At 60.9% G+C, this 235-nt stretch carries 1 protein-coding gene; it reads right to left on the bottom strand.

The genetic code is table 11. The annotated features are described in order from the left end of the window. Window positions 1-235 (bottom strand): hypothetical protein (locus tag RVY79_RS21610; RefSeq protein WP_317466672.1); only part of this gene is annotated, 235 nt, incomplete at both ends.

Genomic DNA, 235 nt, shown 5'->3' with positions numbered 1-235 from the left:
CGCGTTCCGGGCCGAAATACTGCGCGACCGTGGTGAGCAGATCCTGCACCGTCACCGTGGTGCGCCAGCGCCGGAAATTCGGCGCGATCGGCGCCAGTTCGTTCGGCACAAACAGATCGGCCTGAACCCGTTCGATCGATGTCGGCTGGCGCAGTAGCGACAGCACGATATAGGTCAAGAGATTGAGCGAAAGGCTCCAGAAAACGCCGTGAATCAGCGGAGCCATTTCAGTGCC

Source organism: Chromohalobacter sp. HP20-39 (assembly GCF_033052815.1).
Lineage (GTDB): Bacteria > Pseudomonadota > Gammaproteobacteria > Pseudomonadales > Halomonadaceae > Chromohalobacter.
The sequence above is the reverse complement of the archived record's forward strand: the minus strand, read 5'-3'. Positions and strand labels throughout refer to the sequence as shown.